15 protein-coding genes are annotated in these 13,989 nt (G+C 72.3%); 7 read left to right on the forward strand and 8 right to left on the reverse strand.

What is annotated here, in order from left to right; all coding sequences use genetic code 11:
• Positions 1-87: 87 nt before the first annotated feature.
• Positions 88-1,191, forward strand: a complete 1,104-nt coding sequence (locus M1E25_RS02260; protein ID WP_251408609.1) for a magnesium and cobalt transport protein CorA — start codon at positions 88-90, stop codon at positions 1,189-1,191.
• A gap of 12 nt (positions 1,192-1,203) precedes the next feature.
• Here M1E25_RS02260 and M1E25_RS02265 read toward each other — a convergent pair whose 3' ends face one another.
• Entirely contained in the window at positions 1,204-2,154 is a 951-nt protein-coding gene (locus M1E25_RS02265; protein ID WP_372500498.1) for a DMT family transporter, read from the reverse strand.
• 186 nt (positions 2,155-2,340) lie between these two features.
• On the opposite strand from M1E25_RS02265, the gene M1E25_RS02270 reads away from it, so the two are divergent.
• Positions 2,341-2,871 (forward strand): hypothetical protein, encoded by a 531-nt coding sequence (locus tag M1E25_RS02270; protein ID WP_251408612.1) that lies wholly within the window; start codon positions 2,341-2,343, stop codon positions 2,869-2,871.
• A gap of 6 nt (positions 2,872-2,877) precedes the next feature.
• On the opposite strand, the gene M1E25_RS02275 is transcribed toward M1E25_RS02270, so the two are convergent.
• Positions 2,878-3,609, reverse strand: coding sequence for a hypothetical protein (locus tag M1E25_RS02275; protein WP_251408614.1), 732 nt, complete (start codon positions 3,607-3,609; stop codon positions 2,878-2,880).
• 174 nt (positions 3,610-3,783) lie between these two features.
• Between M1E25_RS02275 and M1E25_RS02280 the strand changes: the two genes are divergently transcribed.
• From M1E25_RS02280 to M1E25_RS02290, 3 genes are read left to right on the forward strand one after another with little or no spacing between them, the layout of a single operon-like run.
• Positions 3,784-5,070 (forward strand): magnesium transporter MgtE N-terminal domain-containing protein, encoded by a 1,287-nt coding sequence (locus M1E25_RS02280; RefSeq protein ID WP_251408616.1) that lies wholly within the window; start codon positions 3,784-3,786, stop codon positions 5,068-5,070.
• Entirely contained in the window at positions 5,060-5,632 is a 573-nt protein-coding gene (locus M1E25_RS02285) for a DUF1003 domain-containing protein (protein ID WP_251408619.1), read from the forward strand. Before M1E25_RS02280 ends, M1E25_RS02285 begins: the two co-directional genes overlap by 11 nt.
• Positions 5,633-5,674: 42 nt before the next feature.
• Entirely contained in the window at positions 5,675-6,841 is a 1,167-nt protein-coding gene (locus M1E25_RS02290) for an Mrp/NBP35 family ATP-binding protein (RefSeq protein WP_251408623.1), read from the forward strand.
• A gap of 142 nt (positions 6,842-6,983) precedes the next feature.
• On the opposite strand, the gene M1E25_RS02295 is transcribed toward M1E25_RS02290, so the two are convergent.
• The 5 genes from M1E25_RS02295 to sigE all read right to left on the reverse strand — a co-directional run bounded on the left by M1E25_RS02295 (position 6,984) and on the right by sigE (position 11,557).
• Entirely contained in the window at positions 6,984-7,673 is a 690-nt protein-coding gene (locus M1E25_RS02295) for a hypothetical protein (RefSeq protein WP_251408626.1), read from the reverse strand.
• A 116-nt stretch (positions 7,674-7,789) separates the two neighbouring features.
• Entirely contained in the window at positions 7,790-8,275 is a 486-nt protein-coding gene (locus M1E25_RS02300) for a sec-independent translocase (protein ID WP_251408630.1), read from the reverse strand.
• Positions 8,276-8,380: 105 nt separating this feature from the next.
• Positions 8,381-9,712, reverse strand: coding sequence for a S1C family serine protease (locus M1E25_RS02305; protein WP_251408632.1), 1,332 nt, complete (start codon positions 9,710-9,712; stop codon positions 8,381-8,383).
• A 115-nt stretch (positions 9,713-9,827) separates the two neighbouring features.
• Positions 9,828-10,754, reverse strand: a complete 927-nt coding sequence (locus tag M1E25_RS02310; protein ID WP_251408635.1) for an anti-sigma factor family protein — start codon at positions 10,752-10,754, stop codon at positions 9,828-9,830.
• Positions 10,751-11,557 carry an RNA polymerase sigma factor SigE gene (sigE, locus tag M1E25_RS02315; RefSeq protein ID WP_251408638.1) on the reverse strand — a complete coding sequence of 269 codons (807 nt, stop codon included), beginning with the start codon at positions 11,555-11,557 and terminating at the stop codon, positions 10,751-10,753. The genes M1E25_RS02310 and sigE overlap by 4 nt, the downstream gene beginning before the upstream one ends.
• 173 nt (positions 11,558-11,730) lie before the next feature.
• Between sigE and M1E25_RS02320 the strand changes: the two genes are divergently transcribed.
• A complete protein-coding gene (locus M1E25_RS02320; protein ID WP_251408641.1) occupies positions 11,731-12,396 on the forward strand; it encodes an O-methyltransferase in 666 nt (221 codons plus the stop codon).
• 138 nt (positions 12,397-12,534) lie between these two features.
• Here the strand turns inward: M1E25_RS02320 and M1E25_RS02325 are convergent, their stop codons facing one another.
• Positions 12,535-12,702, reverse strand: a complete 168-nt coding sequence (locus M1E25_RS02325) for a DUF3117 domain-containing protein (RefSeq protein WP_251408644.1) — start codon at positions 12,700-12,702, stop codon at positions 12,535-12,537.
• A gap of 361 nt (positions 12,703-13,063) precedes the next feature.
• Here M1E25_RS02325 and chcB point away from each other — a divergent pair, with 361 nt between their 5' ends.
• Positions 13,064-13,864 (forward strand): 2-cyclohexenylcarbonyl CoA isomerase, encoded by an 801-nt coding sequence (gene chcB, locus M1E25_RS02330; RefSeq protein WP_251408647.1) that lies wholly within the window; start codon positions 13,064-13,066, stop codon positions 13,862-13,864.
• Positions 13,865-13,989 lie beyond the last annotated feature (125 nt).

The following is a 13,989-nucleotide window of genomic DNA, read 5'->3' on the forward strand; positions in this document are numbered from 1 at the left end:
CGTCCCCATTCCAGGCGGTGCGGCGACCGGACCCCCGTACCTCCGGGGCTCCGCGCCACCGACGGCCCACCCGCGAAGGAGCCCGTCATGTCGATGATCCGCGATCTGCGTGCCGCCGTACGTCCCGTCCGCCGCCGCGGCGCCGGCTACCCCACCGGCCCCGTCACCCAGCCCAGCACCTCGAGCGCCGTGGTGGACTGCGCCGTCTACCGCGGCGGCCGCCGCGTGCGCGACCGGCTCGCCCCGCGCGAAGCCATGGCCCGGGTACGGGAGGAGGGCGGCTTCGCCTGGATCGGCCTGCACGAGCCGAGCGAGGCCGAATTCGCCGGTATCGCCCAGGAATTCGGGCTGCACCCACTGGCCGTCGAGGACGCCGTCCACGCCCACCAGCGGCCGAAGCTCGAGCGCTACGACGAAACGCTCTTCACCGTCTTCAAGACCATTCACTACGTGGAGCACGCCGCGCTGACCGCGACCAGCGAAGTGGTGGAGACCGGCGAGGTGATGTGCTTCACCGGCCGGGACTTCGTCATCACGGTCCGGCACGGCGGGCACGGATCGCTGCGGGCACTGCGGCACCGGCTGGAGGGCGACCCCGAACTGCTCGAGAAGGGGCCGTCCGCCGTCCTGCACGCCATCGCCGACCAGGTCGTCGACGGCTACATCGCGGTCGCCGACGCCGTGCAGGACGACATCGACGACGTCGAGATCGAGGTCTTCTCCCCCACCGGCGGCGGGAGTTCGCGCGGCGGCGACGCGAGCCGCATCTACCAGCTCAAGCGCGAGGTGATGGAGTTCAAGCGGGCCGTCTCACCGCTGCTGCGACCGATGCAGCTGCTCAGCGAGCGGCCGATGCGGGTCGTCGACCCGGACATCCAGAAGTACTTCCGGGACGTCGCCGACCACCTCGTGCGCGTCAACGAGCAGGTCCTGTCCTTCGACGAACTCCTCAACTCCATCCTCCAGGCGAACCTCGCGCAGGCCGCCGTCGCCCAGAACGAGGACATGCGCAAGATCACCGCGTGGGCCGCGATCATCGCGGTACCGACGATGGTCTGCGGTGTCTACGGCATGAACTTCACGTACATGCCGGAGCTGCACTGGCGGTTCGGCTACCCGACGGTGATGGCCGTCATGGTCGGCATCTGCTTCAACATGTACCGCGGGTTCAAGCGGCACGGGTGGCTCTGAGCGCCCTGCCCCTCAACCCGTCCGGCGCCGGTCGCCGGTGATGACCAGGGCCAGGCCGGCCAGAATGACGGCCAGGGCGGGGTAGGCGGCGGCCGGCGGCGTCTGCCCCAGCCAGAGGGCGGCGATCAGCGCCGCCCCCGGCGTCTCCAACAGGATCGCCGTCGAGGTGACCGACGGCCCCAGATTGCGCACGACCCGGTTGATCAGCGAGTGGCCGAGGAGCTGCGCGGCTCCCGTGAGCAGGAGCAGCTTCAGCCACGTCCCGCCGCTGTACCCGGCCAGCGCCGAGCCCGAGAGCAGGCAGACGAGCAGCAGGAGCAGCGAGGTGGTGGCGTAGCAGACGTACGTGTAGGCCGTGGTGCTGACGGTCCGTCGCACTTCCGCGCCGATGAGGACGTACCCGGCCGCCGCCACGCCGCCCCCGAGGGCGAGCGCGTCGCCGAACAGCGCCCGGGGCGACAGCGACAGGTCGACACCGGTCAGCAGGACGACACCGAGGAACGCCACGACGACGCCGGCCTTGACCAGAGCGGGCGGGCGGTGCCCGCGCAGCCGCAGCAGGATCGCCGTCCAGATCGGGGTGGTCGTGACGAGCGCGGTCGACGAGGCCACGGATGTCATGTGCAGGCTGGGCAGCCAGAGGGCGAAGTGCAGGGCCAGCAACGTCCCGGCCGCCGCGGAGAGCAGTATTCTCCGCAGCCCCAGGCCGGCGAGTTCGGCGCGGTGGCGCAGGAGGGCGAACGGCGTCAGCGCCCCGACGGCCATCGCGTTGCGCCAGAAGGCGATGGCCAGAGCGGGTGCGGCGGTCGCGGCGATGAGCGGAGCAGAGAGCGAGATGCCCGACACCGCGACCGCCAGGAGGAACAGGTCCAGGGGCTGGTGCGGCGCCCTGACGGTCTGCTGCGGGACGCCGGTCGGGGCGCGGAGGTCGCCGGCGGAGCCGGGACGGGCACTGGACGGCACGGATGTCCTCGAAGCGGTATGGACGGGGCTGACGGCGCAGCGGGCAGCCACCAGGGTACGGCGCGGGACGGCATGACTGCGCACGAGGAGGCGTCCGTGCCCGGGGAGGATCCCGGGCACGGTGCCGCCACCGGCGGCGGGCCGCCCGGCGTTCCGGCTCCGCCGAGGAGGCATAGGGTGAACGGCATGACGCAGACGCAGGCGCTGGTGGACCGCGCACTCATCGAGGAGGCCACGAAGAAGTCGGGGCTGATCTGGGTGCAGGGCGGCACGGGCGGGTCCCGGGCGCTGTGGCACGTGTGGCACGACGGTGCGGCATGCCTGGTCGGCGACGGCACGGGCGAGCAGCCGTTCGAAGGGCTGGGGCTGGCCGACGGCGGGCCTGCGATCGTCACCGTGCGCAGCAAGGACAAGGGCGGCCGGCTCGTCTCCTGGACGGCGCGCGTCGAGGAGGCCGCGCCGCGGAGCGAGGTCTGGGAGTCCGCCGTGGGCGAGTTGAAGGGCAAGCGGTTGAACGCGCCCGACGCGGGCACCGTGACCGAGCGGTGGGCCCGCGAGTGCCGGGTGCTGCGGCTGGTGCCGTCGGGCGGGACCGAGCCGCTCCCGGACGGCGACCTGGCCGCGGCTCCGCCGCCCTGTCCCGCCGTCACGCGCCGGCCGGTCCCTGCGGGGCTCCCGCGGCTGCTGTTCCGGAGGGGGCGGGGCCGCCGCCGGTGAGGGATGTCAGCCGGCGGTGATCTGACGGCCGTAGTCGACGACCTGGTCCTCGTCCGGGGCCTGCAGATCGAACGTCTTGTTCCACGCGGTGAGCCGGAGGGTTCCGGCGCCACCCGCCCGCTGCAGGCGCAGGGGGTAGGGCGTGCCCTCCAGGGAGACGTCGAGTGAGCCGCCGGCTCCGTCGTCCCCGGTGATCCGGACGGTCCGGGTGCCTCCCACCTGACCGCGATCGCCCTTGGCGAGCTTGCCGTGCAGCCCGAGCAGTCCGTCCATCAGCACCTTCATGTCGGTGAAGCCGCTGAGCTGCTTGTAGGCGGGGTCCCCCTCGGGCACCTTGACGTACTTGTCGTCGAGTTTCCGGGCCACCGAGGTGCCCTCGGCCTGCTGTCCCTTCTGGCCCGCCCAGAAGTCGGCGTCCGCCTTGAGGTAGAGGTCCTCGTCGATCCGCAGGAGCCGGAAAGTGCTGCCCTTGGTGACGAGATGGCCGAAGCCGCCGTCCTCGCGGAGCCGCATGTTGAGCTTGTACGTACGCCCCTTGCTGACCACGACGGTCCCGGACAGACGTACGGCCACCGCCTTCCCGGCGGCGTCGCGGGCCTTGCGCTCGATCTTCGAGGCGGACAGCTTCGCCACGCCGTTCGTGCCGGCGTCGGGATGCTCCTCGCTCCCGCATCCGGCGAGCGCCAGGGCGAGTCCCGCGCACACCGCTCCCACGACCACCGCGTTCCGCGCAGTCACCTCTGCCTGCCTCCTCCATGCGGACCACCCCGACAGCAGTCGGCAGCGTACCGGCCGGGGTGACGGCTGCTCCACGGCAGCCTTCCGGACCGTGCACCGGGGCGGGCGTGAGCGGGGCACGCTAGCCTGAACCCGTTATCAGATCATTTGTCCGACCATGAGGAGGCGAATGCGATGGCAAGCGGCAGCCCTCGCGTATTCGTCTCGCACCTCGCGGGCGTAGCGGTGTTCGATCCCAACGGCGACCAGGTGGGCCGGGTCCGCGACCTGGTGGCCATGCTGCGCATCGGCGGCAAGCCGCCCCGTGTACTGGGCATGGTGGTCGAGGTGATCAGCAGGCACCGGATCTTCCTGCCGATGACCCGCGTGACGGGCGTCGAATCAGGCCAGGTCATCACCACGGGCGTGGTGAACATGCGCCGGTTCGAGCAGCGGGCCACCGAGACCCTGGTGCTCGGCGAACTCCTCGATCGCCGGGTGCGTCTGGTGGAGACCGGCGAGGAGGTCACGGTGCTGGACGTGTCCATCACCCAGCTGCCCGCCCGCCGGGACTGGGAGATCGACAAGGTCTTCGTGCAGCGCGGCCGCAAGGGAGGCCCGTTGCGTCGCGGTGGCGAGGCGCTGACCGTCGAGTGGTCGGCCGTCACCGGTTTCTCGCTCGAGGAGAAGGGACAGGGCGCCGCCAACCTGCTCGCCACCTTCGAGCAGCTGCGCCCGGCCGACCTGGCCAACGTGCTGCACCACCTCTCGGCCAAGCGCCGCCTCGAGGTCGCCGCCGCACTGGACGACGACCGGCTGGCCGACGTCCTGGAGGAGCTGCCGGAGGACGACCAGATGGAGATCTTCGGCAAGCTCAAGGAGGAGCGGGCCGCGGACATCCTGGAGGCGATGGACCCCGACGACGCCGCCGACCTCCTCTCCGAGCTGCCCGAGGCCGACAAGGAACGGCTGCTGACCCTGATGCAGCCTCAGGACGCGGCGCCACTGCGGCGGTTGCTGGAGTACGAGGAGAGCACCGCGGGCGGCATGATGACCACCGAGCCCATCGTGCTCCGCCCGGACGCCACGGTCGCCGACGCCCTGGCCCGCGTCCGCATCCACGACATCTCCCCCGCCCTGGCCGCCCAGGTGTACGTCTGCCGGCCCCCCGACGAGACCCCCACCGGCCAGTACCTCGGGGTCGTCCACTTCCAGCGACTGCTGCGCGACCCGCCGTTCACCCTGGTCGGGGCGATCGTCGACAGCGACCTGCGGCCGCTGCCGCCCGACACCCCGCTGTACGAGACGACCAGCTACCTGGCTACGTACAACATGGTCTCCGCACCCGTCGTCGATGAGGGAGGCCATCTGCTCGGCGCGGTGACCGTGGACGACGTGCTCGACCATCTGCTGCCCGACGACTGGCGCGAGGCCGCGGCGCACGGCGTGGACGAGGCGTGGGGGGTGACGGATGCGCGCTGACCGCGGCGACCGCACCGGCGACGACCGGGCCGAGCGCCGGGAACGGGCCCGCGCGGAGCGCCGGGAGCGCGCCCGCGCCCGGATCGACGTGCCGCAGGTACGCCGCCGCAGCCTGTTCCCGGAGTACGACCCGGACGCCTTCGGCCGGCTGTCGGAGCGGATCGCGCGCTTCCTCGGCACCGGGCGGTTCATCGTCTGGATGACGTTCGTGGTGGCCGTGTGGGTGCTCTGGAACATCGCGGCGCCGGCGGGACTGCGCTTCGACGAGTACCCGTTCATCTTCCTGACGCTGGCCCTGTCCCTCCAGGCGTCGTACGCCGCGCCGCTCATCCTGCTCGCCCAGAACCGGCAGGCCGACCGCGACCGGGTCAACCTCGAACAGGACCGCAAGCAGAACGAGCGCAGCATCGCCGACACGGAGTTCCTGACCCGCGAGATCGCGGCCCTGCGGATGGGCCTGGGCGAGGTCGCCACCCGCGACTGGATCCGGTCGGAACTCCAGGACTTGATCCGTGAGCTCGAACCTCCCGTGGCCGCGGAGGGTGACGAACGCGACCGCTGAGCTGCCTCTCGGGCGGCGGGCGGCGCGCCGTACCATCGGGGCATGGCTACTGACACGTCCACCGCCGGCAACGCGGCCCCCGCAGAAGACGCGGTGCGCGCCGCCCTCGCGACGGTCAACGACCCGGAGATCCACCGGCCCATCACCGACCTCGGCATGGTCAAGTCCGTCGAGATCGCTGCGGACGGTGCGGTCGCGGTCGGCATCTACCTCACCGTCTCCGGATGTCCGCTCCGCGAGACCATCACGCGTGAGGTGACCGAGGCGGTCGCGGCGGTCGACGGCGTCACCGGGGTGAGCGTCGAACTGGACGTGATGAGCGACGAGCAGCGCAAGGAGCTCGCGAACGCGCTGCGCGGCGGCCAGACCGAGCGGGAGGTCCCGTTCGCCAAGCCGGGCTCCCTGACCCGCGTCTACGCGGTGGCCTCCGGCAAGGGCGGCGTGGGCAAGTCCTCGGTGACGGTGAACCTGGCCGCGGCGATGGCGGCCGACGGGATGAAGGTCGGCGTCGTCGACGCGGACATCTACGGTCACTCGGTGCCGCGCATGCTCGGTGCCGAAGGCCGGCCCACCCAGGTCGAGAACATGATCATGCCGCCGTCGGCGAACGGCGTGAAGGTGATCTCCATCGGCATGTTCACCCCGGGCAACGCCCCGGTGGTGTGGCGCGGTCCGATGCTGCACCGGGCCCTCCAGCAGTTCCTCGCGGACGTCTTCTGGGGCGACCTGGACGTGCTCCTGCTCGACCTGCCGCCCGGCACCGGTGACATCGCGATCTCGGTCGCCCAGCTGGTGCCGAACGCCGAGATCCTCGTGGTGACCACGCCGCAGCAGGCCGCGGCGGAGGTCGCGGAGCGGGCCGGGTCGATCGCGGTGCAGACCCACCAGAAGATCGTCGGCGTCGTCGAGAACATGTCCGGGCTGCCCTGCCCGCACTGCGACGAGATGGTCGACGTCTTCGGCACCGGCGGTGGACAGAAGGTTGCGGACGGCCTCACCCGCACCACCGGTGCGACGGTTCCGGTGCTCGGTTCCATCCCCATCGACGTGCGACTGCGGGAGGGCGGCGACGACGGCAGGCCGGTCGTGCTCACCGACCCCGAGTCGCCGGCGGGAAGCGCGTTGCGGGCCGTCGCCGGCAAGCTGGGCGGGCGGCAGCGCGGGCTGTCCGGCATGTCACTGGGGATCACGCCGCGGAACAAGTTCTGAGCCGTTCGCCGGGCGCTGCGAGGGCCCGGCCCGAGAGGTCCCGTGGTCCGGGAGCCCCCTGGGGCCCGACCGCGGGGCCTCTCGGCGCACAGGGACGTACCGGCCGGGTTCCGTCACCGTGCGGTCGCGCCGGGGGACGCGGTCAGGCGTCGTACTCGGTGATGTCCTTGATCACCGAGAAGCCCACGCCGTAGGCGCTCATGCCGCGCCCGTACGCGCCGATGTGGACGCTCTCCCGGGCCGAGCCGGCGAGCACCCAGCCGTACTCGGTCCGGCGGTGGCGGAACGGTGTCGGGACCCCGTCCACGGGGAGGGTCAGCATCGACCAGCTCGGGCCCTCCAGGTCGTCCGCGAGCTCCCAGGCGGCCGCCGTCTGCTGCTCGAGCCAGTCGTCGCGCAGCGCACGTTCCATCCGGGCGGGCCAGGTGCTGGTGAGGAGCCCGGACCCGGCCAGCCAGGCCGCCGAGGACACCGAGGTCGCCTCGAGGACACCCGCGCCGTCGGGGCTGGCCCGCAGCGGCCGGTTGGGCACCGTGACGACGACGGCGAAGCGCTGCTTGTCGTGGTCCGCTCCCACCTTGAGGGTGGGCGGTTCGCCGTGACCGGTGGATCCGTGCTCGACCGTGCCGTCCGAGCCGGTGCCGACCTCCATGAGCCAGCGGGGCCCGCTGAAGGCCTCGTCGAGGCCGTACCACGGGAAGGAGGCCATCAGGTAGCCGTCGACCTCCACCCGTCTGGTGCCGAAACCGTCCCTGGCCCCGGTGGCCTCCCCGGCACCGGCGGCGCCGGGATCGTCAGGGCCCTTCTCCTCCACCCGACTCGTCGTGTCCATTGTCGTGGTGCCTCCTCGTTGCCCCGTTGTCTCGGGGCGATCAGCCCCTCGGGCGGCCTCACCCGGACAAAAGGAGGATAGCCATCCCGGCCGGCCGGGTCGGGCACAAATGACAGTCAGGTGGCGTCGGCGTCGAACGGCGGACGCTCGTCCGCGGCCGGCCGCTCCCGCTTCCGCAGCAGGTCGGGGCCGTCCGCGGAGCCGTTTGCGGACTTCGTCAGGTTCGGTTCGGGCGATGCGCCGTTGGGAGCGTCCGCGAAGTCGTGGGTACCGCGGTCGTCCTGCCGGCCGTGCACGGAGTCGTTGACTTCGGCCAGTTCCTTCCGGAAGTCGAACCCGTTCCGGATCTCCTCGAGATCCTCGTTGGCCGCGAGCTGCTTGCGGACGAACGTGCGCGGGTTGAGATCCTCGAACTCGAAGTCCTTGAACTCGGGGCCGAGCTCCGAGCGGATGTCCGCCTTGGCGTTCTCCGAGAAGTCACGGATCCTGCGGATGAAGCGCGAGAAGTCGTGAATGAGCTTCGGCAGCTTGTCAGGGCCGAAGATGAGCACGGCGAGGATAACGAGCGCGACGAGCTCGAGTGCGCCTATGTCGTTGAACACCTTGCAGCTCCTTGAATGTCCGGCCGGACCCTTGCACACGGTACCCGGCGGCTCCGGGTGCGGGACACCTGACCGGGCGCAGTGCGGCCCGCGCCCGGGTGGCCCTCACCCCCCGCGGGCGCTGCCGAGCATCACAGCGGTGGTCCGTCCGCGCTCGCCGCGCCGGAACGTCAGCGTGAGGCGCTCGCCGGGGCGATGGCTGCGGATCCTGACGATCAGTTCCTCCCCGGTGCGGACGCGCACCCCGTCGACGCGGGTGATCACATCGCGGGGCCGGATCCCGGCGCGGTCGGCCGGGCCCCCCGGGGTGACGGCGGGCGGTCCACCGGGACGCGGCGTGGCGATCCGAGCGCCGTCGCCCGCATGGTCCAGGTCCAGGGTCACGCCCAGGACGGGGTGGGTCGCCTCTCCGGTGGCGATCAGCTCCTCGGCCACTCGCTTGCCCTGGTTCACCGGGACGGCGAAGCCGAGCCCGACGCTGCCGCCCTGCCCGGCATTCGCGCCGGTGGCGCTGCCGGCCGCCCGCATGGCGCTGTTGATGCCGATCACCCGGGCCCGGGCGTCCATCAGCGGACCGCCGGAGTTCCCCGGGTTGACCGGGGCGTCGGTCCGGATCGCGTCGACGTAGCCGACGTCCGAGCCGTCGTCGGGGCCGCCGCCCGCCACCACCGGGCGTTCCCGGGCGCTGACGATGCCCGAGGTGACGGTGTTCGCGAGGTCGAACGGCGCCCCGATGGCGACCACCGGGTCGCCCACCCGCACCGCGTCGGAGTCGCCGAGGGCCAGTGGCTCCAGGCCGGAGACCCCCGAGACTTCGATCACTGCGAGGTCGTAGCCGCTGTCCCGGCCGACGATGCCGGCGGGGACCACCTCGCCCCCGCTGAACGTCACGGAGATGCCGCCGTCCTCGGCGCGGGCGGGAGCGAGCACATGACTGCTGGTAAGGATGTGGCCCCGTTCGTCGAGCACGAACCCGGTTCCGGTGGTCTGCCTCCGGCCGCCACTGACGTGCAGGGTGACGACCCCGGGCAGGGCCCTCTCCGCGACGTCCCCGACGCTCCCCGGGGCGGTGACGGCGACCCCGGCGTCAACGGGCGCCCGGTGCAGCCGGACGCGGTGGAGTCCGTGGCGCTCCGCGTAGGCAGCGGCCCCACCGCCGAGGGCTCCGGAGGCCAGCGCGATTATCAGTGCGCCGGCGAGCAGCCGCCCGTGCCGGGGCCCGGCCCGCCGACCCGCCGTGGCGGTCGCCGGTTCGGGCGGCGCCTGGGGAGCGAGCGACGGTGAGCCGCCGTTCTTGGGCGCCGGCTCGGGCCGCGGGCCCAGGGGTGCGGGGACCCGTGGACCGGGCTCGGCGTACGGCGGGATGCCATGCGTGTCGGGCGCGTACAACGACTTGACCGCCGTCGGCTCCTGCGCCATGTCGCCGGTCTCCCCCATTTCGCCTCACCTCGGTCCCGCGAGGCCGCCACGGCTCTCCGGCACTCCGGACGGCGCCCTGTGCTCCCGTCCGACCGGGAGATTCAACCAGAGCGGACGGCCGCGGTGCTCCTGGTCAGCGCCCGGTGAACGGCGCGGGGGACGACGAGGCACGGGTGCCGGCGAACGGAGCAGGACTGCTGTCGCCCCCGGCCCCGCCGTCGGTGGACATCGCGACGTGCTCGCCGGGCGCTTCGAGCCCCTGGCCCCTCTTCCCGGGCGGCACCGAGCCGGCGAACGGGAACGGCGGTCGGACGCTTCCGGTGCTCGCTGGGGGCACCGGCGAGGGACCGGGCAGGCCCGCGCCGGGCACGGCCGGGGCACCGGTCCAGGACGTGGCTTCGATCTCGCTGCTCACGAATCCGGGGGCGGCCGCCGAAGCGGGACCGCGGGGCCGGACCGCACCGGCCGAGGGCGAGGTGACCGCTCCCGCGCCGGTCCGGCCCTGAGCGGGGGCGGTACGCGGCGGGGACGATGCGGCGCCGGCTCCGCCCGGGCCGGGCCCGCCGACCGCCACGTCCAGCGGGGCGCCGCTGAGCGCGAACGCGGCCGCGGACACCGCCCCGGCCGCGGCGAAGGCGAAGCGCCGGCGGCCTCGCGAGGCCGGGCGGTCCACCTCGTGGATGCGGAACCCGCCCCGGCCCGGCCCGGCGGCGGGGTGCGCGGTGGCGGGCAGGTAGCCGAAGCTGCCGCCGCCCATGCCGAAGACCCCGTTGCCGAACGCACCGGAGCCGCTGCCGGACGGGCCGCCCGGCCCGTCCTCACCCCCCGGGAGCATCTGCAGCCGGGCCAGGAAGTTCTCCGAGGGAGGTGGGGGCGCGGTCTCGGCGAAGACGCTCTTCAACCTGCGCTGCTCGTCCGCCTCCGCCTTGCACCGGGCGCACGTGGCCAGGTGGGCGAGCACCCGCTCCCGGCTGTCGTGTCCGAGCTCGCCGTCCACCAGCGCCGCCAGGCGGTCGCCCAGGTGTTGCTCGGCGGGGCTGACGCTCCCGGACCCGCTCACGCCGTCCCGACCTCTCCGGCGAAGCCGGGCGTCATCACGGCGAGGGCACGCTGCTGCTCGGCCCGGGCGGCGGGCGACCGGTGCTCCAGGGCCTTGCGCAGGTGGGAGCGCCCCCGGTGGATCCTGCTGCGGACCGTGCCGAGCTTGACGTCGAGGGTCGCGGCGATCTCCTCGTAGGACAGGCCCTCGATGTCACAGAGGACCACGGCCGCGCGGAACTCGGGCGCCAGGGTGTCGAGCGCCTGCTGCACGTCGGCGTCGAAGTGGCTGTCGTGGAAGTGCTGCTGCGGGGACGGCTCGCGGCTCGGCAGCCGCTCGGCCGCGTCGTCCCCGAGTGCGTCGAACCGGATCCGCTGCCGGCGGCGCACCATGTCGAGGAAGAGGTTCGTGGTGATGCGGTGCAGCCAGCCCTCGAAGGTGCCCGGGGTGTAGGTGGACAGCGAGCGGAACACGCGGACGAAGACCTCTTGCGTGAGGTCCTCGGCGTCGTGCTGGTTGCCGGTCAGCCGGTAGGCGAGACGGTAGACCCGTGCGCTGTGCGTGCTGACGATCTCCTCCCAGGTGGGCGGAGTCCACGCCGGGGAGTCGCCCTCGCCACCGAATGACGCGGTACCGGTGAAGGCCGCGGTGGACGGAGGCTCGGCAGGGCGGGTGCTGTCAGCTGTGTCGGTCACGGATTTCGGCCGGCCGAGCGACCTGCGAAAGCGCCTGAGCACTCTCCGGTCACCGGCAGTGGCCGCACCTCCCCTGTCGGATGTGGTGGTAGCAGTGGCGTCACTGATCGCCGATGGTCCCCCTACCATATCCACCTCGCCCGTTAGCTCCGGATAAGGATCCTTGACCGTCTCTTTGTCCACGGTCCCCCCGTTCCCGCCGTCTCCCGGTCGCGTTCCGCTCTCGTTCCCCGTCGGCCTCGCACTCCTCATAACGCCCGGTCCCATCTGCTGGTTCCCGGGGGCAGCGGATACAGTCACCGTTGCGACGTACACGGGGACAGGAGAGGGCCATTACCGTCAACCGGCAGACGAGCTTGGCGTTCGCCGATGCGTTCGTCGCCGAGGACGAGTCGATCGCATGGGCCCGGGACCGGTCCCACGAGGCCGGCCTGCCGGCGGTGTCGCCCGGCACCGGCGCCGCCCTGCGCCTGCTCGCCGCCTCCGTGGACGCCAAGGCCGTCGCCGAGATCGGAACCGGTACCGGGGTCTCGGGCATCCACCTGCTGTACGGCATGCGCCCCGACGGGGTCCTGACGACCGTCGACACCGAACCCGAACGGCAGCAGTTCGCCCGGCACGCCTTCCGCGAGGCCGGTTTCGCCGGGAACCGCGCCCGGTTCATCCCCGGCCGCGCGCTGGACGTCCTGCCCCGCCTGGCCGACGGCGGTTACGACCTGGTGTTCTGCGACGGGGACCGAACCGAGTATCCGGACTACCTCGGCGAATCGTTGCGCCTGCTGCGCCCCGGCGGACTCGTCTGCTTCGAAGGCGTCTTCGCCGACGGGCGGACCGTCGACTCGGCGGCTCAGCCGGCCGAGGTGCTGCGGCTGCGGGAACTGCTGCGCGAGGTCCGGGAGAGCACGCTGCTGCAGCCCACGCTGCTGCCGGTGGGCGACGGCCTGCTGTGCGCCGTCAAGCGCCGCTGACCGCACGGACTCACGGAGCGGCCCCCGTCGACCGTCCCGGCTCTTGGCGCTTTCCGGCCGGAGGAACAGCTGCCCCGGCAACCGATGCGTACGGATACGCGGTTGCCGGGGCAGTCCGGTGCGTGTGAGGCCCGAGGCTCAGGCGACGACCTTCTTCAAGGCGTCGCCGAGCGCGTCGGCCTCATCAGGAGTCAGCTCGACGACGAGCCGACCGCCGCCTTCGAGCGGAACGCGCATGACGATGCCCCGCCCCTCCTTGGTCACCTCGAGCGGGCCGTCGCCCGTCCGCGGCTTCATGGCCGCCATGCTCGTTCCCCTTCCTGAAACCAGCTCATCGCAGCCGGCGGCCCCGTGGCAGGCGCTGTGTCACCGGCATCGAACACATTGCTTCCCGGCCATTATCCCGCATGGCAGGACCCGATGACCAACATCGGTTCGCAACCCTTGTGCAACGCGCTCGCGCAAAACCGCTCATTTCGGAGTTCCTGCTGCGATACTTCGCCCGCGTCGCGGCCGCCGGCGCCTCCGGGACCCGGTTTCCGGCCCTGCCTGCGCCGGTTTCCGCGCCCAGCCGCCCTGCCCGCGCCGGTTCTCCGTCATGCTGTCCGTCGGACTGCCCGAGCACTGCCCCGCCCGCGGCGGGGCGATCACCGGAGGGGAACCATCCATGGCCGACACCGTGCTGCACGAGGTGACCGACGGACTCGCGACGATCACCCTGAATCGTCCGGACGCCATGAACGCACTCGACGTCGAGACCAAGGAGGCGTTGCGGGACGCCCTCCTGCAGGCGGCCGCCGACCCCGCCGTGCGCGCGGTGCTGCTCACCGGGAACGGCAAGGCGTTCTGCGTCGGCCAGGACCTCAAGGAGCACATCGGCCTGCTCGAAGCCGACCGTGAGGCGGGTACCGGCGGCACCATGAACACGGTCCGGGAGCACTACAACCCGATCACGACCGCGATCGCCACCATGCCCAAGCCCGTGGTCGCCGCGGTGAACGGGGTGGCGGCGGGTGCGGGGGCCGGGTTCGCGTTCGCCGCCGACTACCGCATCGTGGCCGACACCGCTTCCTTCAACACGGCGTTCGCGGGGGTCGCGCTCACCGCCGACTCGGGGGTGTCGTGGACCCTTGCACGGCTGATCGGCCACGGCCGGGCCGCGGATCTGCTGCTCTTTCCGCGCAGCGTCCGGGCCGAGGAGGCGCTGGACCTGGGCATCGCGGGACGGGTCGTACCCGCGGCCGAACTGGTGGACGAAGCCGAGGCCCTGGCGCGGCGGCTCGCCGAGGGGCCTACCGCCGCATACGCCGCGATCAAGGAGTCGCTGGCCTACGGTGCCGGGCATTCGCTGGTGGAAACCCTGGACAAAGAGGACGAGCTCCAAGTCCGGGCCGGCGCCTCGGAGGACCACTGGATCGCCGTCCAGGCGTTCGTGAAGAAGGAGAAGCCCCGCTTCCAGGGGCGATGACCGGGGCGCGGTCCGAGCAGGTGGCCACTGTCTGAGTGAGATCATCACGAAATCTCTCAAGAACACTGCCTGAGGCGTCGATGCAGCGAGGGTGCCGGAGATCCGTCCGGCACCTCGAGGCACTT

It is taken from the genome of Streptomyces meridianus (genome assembly GCF_023703325.1).
GTDB classification, from domain to species: Bacteria; Actinomycetota; Actinomycetes; order Streptomycetales; family Streptomycetaceae; genus Streptomyces; species Streptomyces meridianus.

Bases quoted from the DNA above. Each gene is read 5' to 3' on its own strand.
- M1E25_RS02280 (WP_251408616.1), top strand. From the start codon at position 3,784: ATGGCAAGCGGCAGCCCTCGCGTATTCGTCTCGCACCTCGCGGGCGTA.
- M1E25_RS02260 (WP_251408609.1), top strand. From the start codon at position 88: ATGTCGATGATCCGCGATCTGCGTGCCGCCGTACGTCCCGTCCGCCGC.
- M1E25_RS02270 (WP_251408612.1), top strand. From the start codon at position 2,341: ATGACGCAGACGCAGGCGCTGGTGGACCGCGCACTCATCGAGGAGGCC.
- M1E25_RS02290 (WP_251408623.1), top strand. From the start codon at position 5,675: ATGGCTACTGACACGTCCACCGCCGGCAACGCGGCCCCCGCAGAAGAC.
- chcB (WP_251408647.1), top strand. From the start codon at position 13,064: ATGGCCGACACCGTGCTGCACGAGGTGACCGACGGACTCGCGACGATC.
- M1E25_RS02295 (WP_251408626.1), bottom strand. From the start codon at position 7,673: ATGGACACGACGAGTCGGGTGGAGGAGAAGGGCCCTGACGATCCCGGC.
- M1E25_RS02285 (WP_251408619.1), top strand. From the start codon at position 5,060: ATGCGCGCTGACCGCGGCGACCGCACCGGCGACGACCGGGCCGAGCGC.
- M1E25_RS02305 (WP_251408632.1), bottom strand. From the start codon at position 9,712: ATGGGGGAGACCGGCGACATGGCGCAGGAGCCGACGGCGGTCAAGTCG.
- M1E25_RS02325 (WP_251408644.1), bottom strand. From the start codon at position 12,702: ATGGCGGCCATGAAGCCGCGGACGGGCGACGGCCCGCTCGAGGTGACC.
- sigE (WP_251408638.1), bottom strand. From the start codon at position 11,557: ATGGTAGGGGGACCATCGGCGATCAGTGACGCCACTGCTACCACCACA.